We start from the raw sequence: 5,975 nt of genomic DNA on the forward strand, positions 1-5,975 counted from the left end.
GTGTTAACTTCCATTGTGGACGCTCCCTCTCTTACGGTGGCTGTCAAACACCACCATTCTGGCACATCGATGCCGTCGAGGGGGCGTCCACCCCATCACTATCTCTTCTGCTGAAGAAGGAAGCTGGCTTTCGGATTAGTGAAGCCTAGCAGAGGGCATGAAAGTTTCTCCGCAGGCGAAAGAAGCGCCGAATCGACTCAGAGCAAATGCGGGATCATTGTCCTCACGCATCAACCAGGTGGGGAGAAAAATGGCAAAAAACGAAACCACGACCACGGGCGTCGCAAGCGCGGCGTCCAAGATTCTTAGCAATCCCAAATCAACGAAAGCAGAAAAAAGCGTTGCTGCCTCAGCTTTAACTCAGGCGAAAGATAGGGGGCCGGGTCGCTCTAGCCGTGGGAAAAAGGCTAGCAATTGCATACAAAGGTAGGCCGGCAAGCGGGGCAACTGCCCCCGCCCAAAAATGCAACAGTTAGCCACTTTGCGTTGCCGGCCAGTATCTCTGAATTTTCAGCGATTGCCCCTGAATAATCTTAGCCTCTATACCCATGGATTGGTTAAGCGGCTAAACGCCGGCCTGACCTGATGCGTTATGATTGCCCATTGGAGAAACTGGGCGCCGCACCCAGCAGCCATGGCCTGCATGAAGGTGCTCGGCGGCGATAAGGCCCCGGAGATTGCCCGCGTGGCATTTCTCAGCGCCACCAAGGAAGCGAAAATCTTGAACGCCTGACATCACACACGTTCTGATCCTGGGCTGTGTTCGCGTGTCGGCGCGCCGATGCCTGGCGTCGTCTCGGCGCTCTCGGTCGCTGCCGTCCAAGCGGCGAAGGCCGGCGATCTGCTGTTTTCGATCGAAGCTTGAGATGGAACGGCGCTGCATGCCGAGCGCGACAGGACCATCGCCGAAGTCCAGATCAAGGCCGGCGACCAGATAATGCCAACGATCTGCTGATCGCATTCGGGTGAATGAGGGTGCTACACCTGAAGGGAAATTGGCCGCACACACCCATGTCGCAGGGGATGACCAGCAAAGTCGGCCTTGGAGTAATCTAGGGTCAAATAATCGTTGTTTGCAATTGCGCAGGCCGAATTTTCCAAATAGGAACGCCGGAGATCAACACGGGAACGAATTTGATGGATGAAGCAATTGGGCAGCGAAGGGCTGATCTGCTAGGGATGACAGCAGATATCGTCGCAGCCTATGTCCAGAGCAACGCAACGCCCGTGGCGGATCTGCCGAATTTGATCGCCATTGTCAATTCTGCGTTGTCTGGCCTGGCTGAGCCGGTCGCTGCACCATCGCCAATACTTATGCCCGCGGTAAATCCTAAGAAGTCGATCTTTCCCGAATACATTATAAGCCTTGAGAACGGGCGCAAGTTCAAGTCGATGAAGCGCCACCTGGGCTTGCTTGGCATGACACCTGATGAGTACAGAGCCAAGTGGGGTTTGGCGTGGGACTATCCTATGGTCGCCCCCAGCTATGCGGCTCAGCGGTCTGCGCTTGCCAAAGCTGCCGGTCTCGGCCGCAAGGCGGTTGACAAAACGCCGCCAAAAAAAGCACCAGCAAAGCGCAAGGCCAAAGCCTGACAGTGCACGACGTTCGGGCCATGCCATCAGGTCTAGACGGTCTAGGTGGCCTGGCTGGGAATGAGCTGCCTGGCTTCGCGGTTCAGTAAGCGCCGCTCACGCGACAAGACAAGTTTCAGCACGGCTTGCGCTTCACGTCCTTGTATCCTGACGGGGCAGGAGAGGTCGATCAATGTGCGATCGACAAGTCGAGCCGATACATCGTCGCCATCGACACAGAATCGAATCGTATCGATAAAATCGCACTACATCGATAGGTCGCGCTCTGCCGATGCCACAAGCAACAAAGCCGCTGAATCCAGCAGCGCTCCGTGCTTCAAGGGCATGCCCATACGGGTGCTGGGTAAGCCTAAATTTCTTCCGCGAGCAATATCCTGGCCTCCTTGGCAGCAGCGATGAACGCCTGGCGCGCTATCCTTGGTGGTTTTTCTCCACGGATTACGGCAAGGCATGCTTCGATTGCGGCGAGCCGCGACTTGCCCGCCGGCCTCGGCCAATCCCTCAGCAGAACTTCGGCCGCGTCGGATACGGACGCAACAACTCTGTCGCGATCGATCCGGCCGGGTTGAACGACGACGGGCTTTCTGAAACGTCTCGTACGCACGACAGCCTCCAAGAACAAGCTATGTTAGCTTCTGCAGATCCTTTGCGCCACATCAAACGTCGGCAAGTGGCAGAAGGCATGCGCTTGGCCAGAAGCTGCCGCCGCGATGGACGCTGCCCAGTGCTTCAGCATGTCGGGCTTGGCCCCGACTTTCGAGGAGCGCATCGCCAAGAGCGGCGTTACCCAATAAATGATCCACAAATACCCAGTGAAGGGGAGTTCGCCGAACACCGCGAAATGGAATCTCGGGCTGAATTTACTCCATATCCGGCACGTCGCCGCTGGTGAATAGCAGGGTCGGCGGACCGTAGTCGCCAACGGCCGGGTCGGCGTCGCGGCTCCATGCTATTACGCCAACGTGCTTCCCTGCGAGCGCCTGACCGGTGCGAATGGCGCGTTCCTCGCTTTGCTGATCGGCCGGACCAAAGGCGGGAAACAGTTCGCCGTCCTCGCCTCGATCGAACGCCACGACGAGATTAGCTTGGGCTTCTTTTGACCGGGCAGAATATGATCAGACATGGCGGGAACCTATCACGAGGATTGAGTCGCGTTCGAGACTCGGGCGGTGTGCGTGCAAGGGCACCGTTTTAAGGAGCCTGTGCGCGTGGCACTCGTCAGGTCGCGGAACACTATCTACACTGTGGAGCGGGTTGCCGGGTGAAATTTGCTGCTCAATTTCGGCGACGAGACCTGACTGCCTTCAGCAGTTCGCTCTCGTCAGTGTGAGCATTTCGAAAAGTCGCCACTACCGTTTCCGCCAGGATTTCGCCCTGTTGGCTTAAAGGGTCGAGGTGTTCGTCTGCGCAAATTCGATCGAAAACGCGCTGGCAAATAGCTAAATCATGAGGACTAAGGCAGGTGCGATTGGTACGCAGGCGCTGCGGCATGTGCGACCCCTCAGGCCCGCTGCCCGTACAGAGCAGCGGGCCGCTACAGCTAGGCCGGAGGAGGAGAGTTCAGTCTCGCAAAAACGTTTGATGTAGAGTGCTTGTTCCCGGCTAACGAAGTTGGTAATTTTCGTACAGTGCGCCAGCTGGGCAAGGCAGCTTCCTCGATTGGCAGCACGCCGGCCGGGCAGGTGTCCTCGATGCCATGCGCACCAGAGCAGGGCGGCAAGGCCTTGCGGATTATCATCGGCATCCATGCTTTGATCTGCGTTCGCTAATCCGCCCCATCTCTACGTGACATCTTTTTGCGGCGAACAGGCGTCCAGTCGGTGATCGTGTCGGCATCCACGGTGATTAGCCCGCCAGCTTTCACCGTCACCTTTCGATTTTCCTCGTCGACGCGCGTGACCTCGCCGGTCAGCTGTAGCTCGTCACCTGGTTTGGATCTTTTAGGAGCAGGGACTGAATGCGGAAAACCATAGGACGGGATGCTGACACTAGCTCTTCCGTCGTCCAGCAGCTTCAGCACCGTCACGGTGATCGCCACCTCATCGCCGATATTGATGTCCGCAACTTCCCAAGCCATGCCCATGATTCTGGAGCGGCTTTGACGGCAGTCAAGGGATTGCTAATATGTGGAAAATGCCAACGCCGCCAGCGTGCACCTTGTTTCGGAACCGACTCGAACCAGCGATATTGATTAAAATCATACTGTGTGGAGTGCGGGCGCATGCTCACCGAGCCTTGGCGTTGGCCGGCTGTCATGTATTGAGTTCCAAATGCCCACCCTGGTCGAGAAGCCGCCCAAGGGCCAAGGGTGGTTTCACGACATCAAATATGATGGGTATCGCACGCAGTTGATCATCCAACGGGGTAAGGTGCAGACCTGCACACGAAACGGCTTCGACTGGACTGACAGATACAGCCCAATCGTCCGGGCTGCGGCTGAATTGAACGCAAAGCGGGCAATCATCGACGGCGAAGCAACAGTGTTTGGCACCACGGGGCGTCCGGAGTTCTTCGCGCGACCCAATTATCCGATCACCCGGACGAATTTCTGAACCAAACGTTCCTGACTGTTGCGGCCTAGCACCGTGCCAATTTGTACGACTCGTACATGGCCTTGATGTCGCTCAGGCAGGGAGTAGAGTCCACTTCGGCGTGTGCCTGGGGAGGGCTGGATGAGCGTCGCGCAAAGGGTAGGTCCACTTCTAGAGCAAGCAATCAACGTACTCCTCAACAGGGCGGACCTTGGCGACACGGTCTCGATCAAAGTGGCGCTGCGCGAAGCTCGGGAGGCTGCGCCTTATTTGGTGGCCTCCGACGAAGAATTAACCGAGGCGATAGTCGAGGCAGCAACGGCCATGGGCCTCTACGTGGCTTTCGACGGTCGCGAGTAGCTGTCAGCCAACTCAAGTCACTGTGGCATCGCAACAAAGCGCGCCGTCCTGCGCCATTTTCAACAGTTAGAGGTAATCCGCAATTACCTTCGCAAGCTGCTAAATCTGCCTGTAGAACGGGAACTGGCTGAGCAAAGGTATTTGCTGGAGGAACTTGATAAGGTCGACAAGGAGTGACCGCATGGCCCTCCACTGGTTCAACCCTCCGGTCCCCGTCAAGACCGAGCGTCCCTGGATCATCCGCAACGTCAACAACGCCGAGGCAGCCGGCGAGGAGCTGATGAAGTGGACCAGGCGTGGCCCTTGCTGGGACCTGGCGGTGCGCGTTTGCATGGCCGTGATATTCGACGAGATGGAACCTGAGGAGGCTCGTAAGGCATTCCTGGCTGCTGCAAAAGAGGAGGGGATATTACTCCCCCCAACTAGCTAACTTGGATGCGGTAAAGGTTCTCTGGCCAGCACCGCCTTGGCGAAAGGAGCCCGCCGCCGCTGAGGGAGAGGCGACGGACCCCCCTACAGCGGCTGCACATCACGAAGAATCCGCTGCCACCTCTAAACCCGCGAGGGGCCTACATCGTTCCCCTACAACCTGGGTTGATCGGCAGGCTGGTTCCGCTTTAAGTTTCCTCTAGGTCTCGCCATTCGTTCTCCCCTCCTGTGTACGTCAGGTCCGACCACCCAAGTGTCCGCGTCGGGATCAGCCACGTCGAAGGTGCGGCCGAGGAACTCATGAAGTGGACTAACCGGGGTCCTCGGTGGGACCTTGCGGTACGAATCTGCACGGCCGCACTGGCCGATAACGTGTCACCTCAAATGGCTGCTAAGGCGTTCCTGGCTGCTGCAAAAGAGGAGGGGACGTTACTCCCCCCAATGGCAACCAGCGGACTGTTCTAACCAGGAGGCCCGTCGCCCATGAGAAAAACGACGGACGCCCAACAGCGGCTGCACATCCAAGAGAAGAACCGACCGCTGCAAGTTCTAAACCCGCGAGGGCCTACATCGTTCCCTATAACCTGCGTTGGTCGGCAGGCCTGTGCCGCTCTAAATTTCCGTATGGCTCTCCATTGGTTCAACCCTCCGTCTACGTCAGGACCGACAGACCTGGCATCCGGTACGGGGTTAGCCATGTCGAGGGTGCCGCCGAGGAAAGCGGAGTGAATGCCGGCGCTGGTGCTAACATAGGCGGCAGCAGGGGCATTAGCGCCGGTGCCGGCGCTAATATCGGCGGCAGGAGTGGTGTCACCGCCGGCGCCGGCGCAAATGTAGGTGGCGCGGTCGGCGTTACAGCGGACGCAGGCGTCAATGTGGGAGGCACGGGTGGCGTCGGCGTGGGCGTCGGTGTCGGCGTGGGTGCCGGGCACCCCGCCGAGCGTTGTTGCTCAGCTGTCCGTAAGCGCGAATTTCCCCGCACCTTTTGCTGTTGAGTGCTCTGATGCATGAGGTGTCCACCAAAATAGGTGGACACCTTGTGATGGAAGAAGATGAGCAGAA

At 58.0% G+C, this 5,975-nt stretch carries 8 protein-coding genes and 2 pseudogenes; 7 read left to right on the top strand and 3 right to left on the bottom strand.

The genetic code is table 11. From position 1 onward, the window contains the following. Nucleotides 1–592: 592 nt before the first annotated feature. From NKH49_RS34215 to NKH49_RS34225, 3 genes and pseudogenes are all read left to right on the top strand, one after another. The gene (locus NKH49_RS34215) at nucleotides 593–733 is read left to right on the top strand and encodes a DUF982 domain-containing protein (protein WP_352503916.1); all 141 of its coding nucleotides are present in this window, start codon (nucleotides 593–595) and stop codon (nucleotides 731–733) included. Nucleotides 734–760: 27 nt separating this feature from the next. Then, a pseudogene (locus NKH49_RS34220) lies at nucleotides 761–969 on the top strand (hypothetical protein); the annotation flags it as partial. Nucleotides 970–1,137: 168 nt separating this feature from the next. Beyond that, a complete protein-coding gene (locus NKH49_RS34225; RefSeq protein ID WP_352473107.1) occupies nucleotides 1,138–1,593 on the top strand; it encodes a Ros/MucR family transcriptional regulator in 456 nt (151 codons plus the stop codon). 349 nt (nucleotides 1,594–1,942) lie between these two features. Here the strand turns inward: NKH49_RS34225 and NKH49_RS34230 are convergent, their stop codons facing one another. The 3 genes and pseudogenes from NKH49_RS34230 to NKH49_RS34240 form a co-directional block, all read right to left on the bottom strand. After that, on the bottom strand, nucleotides 1,943–2,197 hold the full coding sequence (locus NKH49_RS34230) for a DUF982 domain-containing protein (protein WP_352473196.1): 255 nt from the start codon (nucleotides 2,195–2,197) through the stop codon (nucleotides 1,943–1,945). 256 nt (nucleotides 2,198–2,453) lie between these two features. Next, nucleotides 2,454–2,716 (bottom strand): annotated as a pseudogene (locus tag NKH49_RS34235) (hypothetical protein). A 642-nt stretch (nucleotides 2,717–3,358) separates the two neighbouring features. Continuing rightward, a complete protein-coding gene (locus NKH49_RS34240; RefSeq protein WP_352473110.1) occupies nucleotides 3,359–3,670 on the bottom strand; it encodes a hypothetical protein in 312 nt (103 codons plus the stop codon). Between the two features lie 193 nt (nucleotides 3,671–3,863). Here NKH49_RS34240 and NKH49_RS34245 point away from each other — a divergent pair, with 193 nt between their 5' ends. The 4 genes from NKH49_RS34245 (at nucleotide 3,864) to NKH49_RS34260 (ending at nucleotide 5,378) form a co-directional block, all read left to right on the top strand. Further along, a complete protein-coding gene (locus NKH49_RS34245) occupies nucleotides 3,864–4,145 on the top strand; it encodes an ATP-dependent DNA ligase (RefSeq protein ID WP_352473111.1) in 282 nt (93 codons plus the stop codon). Between the two features lie 120 nt (nucleotides 4,146–4,265). Further along, nucleotides 4,266–4,484: a hypothetical protein gene (locus NKH49_RS34250; RefSeq protein ID WP_352473112.1), complete on the top strand. Its 219-nt coding sequence runs from the start codon at nucleotides 4,266–4,268 to the stop codon at nucleotides 4,482–4,484. 181 nt (nucleotides 4,485–4,665) lie between these two features. After that, a complete protein-coding gene (locus tag NKH49_RS34255; protein ID WP_352473113.1) occupies nucleotides 4,666–4,914 on the top strand; it encodes a DUF982 domain-containing protein in 249 nt (82 codons plus the stop codon). A 227-nt stretch (nucleotides 4,915–5,141) separates the two neighbouring features. Further along, complete coding sequence (locus NKH49_RS34260) at nucleotides 5,142–5,378, top strand: DUF982 domain-containing protein (RefSeq protein WP_352503662.1); 237 nt, start codon at nucleotides 5,142–5,144, stop codon at nucleotides 5,376–5,378. Nucleotides 5,379–5,975 lie beyond the last annotated feature (597 nt).

The organism is Mesorhizobium sp. M1088 (assembly GCF_040318575.1).
Classification (GTDB): Bacteria; Pseudomonadota; Alphaproteobacteria; order Rhizobiales; family Rhizobiaceae; genus Mesorhizobium.

What these genes read in the sequence shown, in the direction of transcription:
- NKH49_RS34215 (WP_352503916.1), top strand. Translation starts at nt 593, where the DNA reads ATGATTGCCCATTGGAGAAACTGGGCGCCGCACCCAGCAGCCATGGCC.
- NKH49_RS34225 (WP_352473107.1), top strand. Translation starts at nt 1,138, where the DNA reads ATGGATGAAGCAATTGGGCAGCGAAGGGCTGATCTGCTAGGGATGACA.
- NKH49_RS34240 (WP_352473110.1), bottom strand. Translation starts at nt 3,670, where the DNA reads ATGGCTTGGGAAGTTGCGGACATCAATATCGGCGATGAGGTGGCGATC.
- NKH49_RS34245 (WP_352473111.1), top strand. Translation starts at nt 3,864, where the DNA reads ATGCCCACCCTGGTCGAGAAGCCGCCCAAGGGCCAAGGGTGGTTTCAC.
- NKH49_RS34250 (WP_352473112.1), top strand. Translation starts at nt 4,266, where the DNA reads ATGAGCGTCGCGCAAAGGGTAGGTCCACTTCTAGAGCAAGCAATCAAC.
- NKH49_RS34255 (WP_352473113.1), top strand. Translation starts at nt 4,666, where the DNA reads ATGGCCCTCCACTGGTTCAACCCTCCGGTCCCCGTCAAGACCGAGCGT.